This is a genomic window from Microcoleus sp. F10-B2 (genome assembly GCF_036704965.1).
GTDB lineage: Bacteria > Cyanobacteriota > Cyanobacteriia > Cyanobacteriales > Microcoleaceae > Microcoleus.
Map to the genome: position 1 here is coordinate 1 of NZ_JAUBTB010000228.1, position 1,348 is coordinate 1,348.

Genomic DNA, 1,348 nt, shown 5'->3' on the forward strand with positions numbered 1-1,348 from the left:
TTGTAAGCTAATAATTCTCGGTAGTAATCCCAAAAATCATCAAGAAACTTGTCTAAACTTTTTTGATGACAAGTTACAAATGGACTTAACTTTTTATAATGTCTTGCTTCATGCACCCAACATAAAGATAAATCATCTGTGAGTAATTTAAACTGGGGTGCATCATCAGTGACCAGAGTTTTTACGAAAGGAATCTGAGATTGCTGATGATAAAAAGCAATCGCTGCTGCCTCAAAAATTCTGGTACGATGTTGAGAACCCACTTGGTCCAGATTCTGATTCAGCAAAGAGTTAAACTCATCACCCTTCAACGGAATTTCTTGAGGCAATCCTTTAATTTGATGGCTCCACTTCTGGGGTACATTCAACATCTCTAATAGCTTGTAAGTAAGTGGAGATAGAATAAACTCAAGTTCTGGGTTGTTCTGTAATACTCCAAGTACGCTTAATCGGTCTTTTCTTAAAGTTGTACAATCAACTGTATATAAGGGGTTGCAAATTATATTTGTAGTGTGATTTATTCCTTTAACACGCGCACTTGTTTGATCTAAGTGTTGCCAAGGGCTACTCGCTAATCCGGATACATACACTTCGTTAAATTCCGATTCAAAATTTAATGATTTTTTCACCACTAGATTTGATAAATAACCGGCTGACATCGAAATCCCAATATTGCTTAAAAAATCTAACAGCTTTCCTTGAGTCATGTTGCCTCCGTAGTAAAGGCTGATAACTAAGGCTTTTACTCCGGGCCCAAACTCCCCATCATATCCGGATGGTAACGGTGAAACGTATGTTTTCTTTTCTGAAGGTGAGTAATACTTCTGTTTCCGGAATAACACGTTATCTGTTTTCAGTAAAATGTCTTGAACTATTACCTCTTCATAACCCTTAAATTCTGAATCGAATGGTAGTTCTGCTTCAGGATACTCCAGAATTTTTTCTCGGTCAACTTTGACGAAAGCATTTTTACTACTTTTAATGTGCTTTTTTGGTGCTTTTCGCTCTTTTTCGGATCAGTAGTTCTCTTTTAACTTTTTCGCTCCATTAGCTTTGACCTCTGGTTTGCCTTGTTCTCCTTTGAGGCGATTGTTTTCGGATTTTAATCTTTGATTTTCTGACCGCAATTCTCTGGTTTCGGCTTGTAATTGCTCTATAATGTTCAGCAATATGGACACAGTACGACGCAATGACTCGTCAGCAATCTCAGATGGCTCAATGCTTTGCAGTAAGGTCTCTACTAATTGGTCACTAGATGTTTTTTGCGTCATGCTTTATATTCTACCATGCTGTGCCTATGATTGTGAACCTTCTTTTTTGCTGTTACCCCGATTTATTGAGCGGATAC

The 1,348-nt window shown here is 37.7% G+C and carries 1 protein-coding gene and 1 pseudogene; both read right to left on the reverse strand.

Features of this window, described 5'->3' with window-relative positions; all coding sequences use genetic code 11:
- Nucleotides 1–707 (reverse strand): annotated as a pseudogene (locus QUA99_RS32815) (hypothetical protein); the annotation flags it as partial.
- 309 nt (nucleotides 708–1,016) lie between these two features.
- On the reverse strand, nucleotides 1,017–1,271 hold the full coding sequence (locus QUA99_RS32820) for a hypothetical protein (protein WP_333236205.1): 255 nt from the start codon (nucleotides 1,269–1,271) through the stop codon (nucleotides 1,017–1,019).
- Between the last annotated feature and the right edge of the window lie 77 nt (nucleotides 1,272–1,348).

Coding starts and splice junctions, on each gene's coding strand:
- QUA99_RS32820 (WP_333236205.1), bottom strand. CDS start 1,271: ATGACGCAAAAAACATCTAGTGACCAATTAGTAGAGACCTTACTGCAA.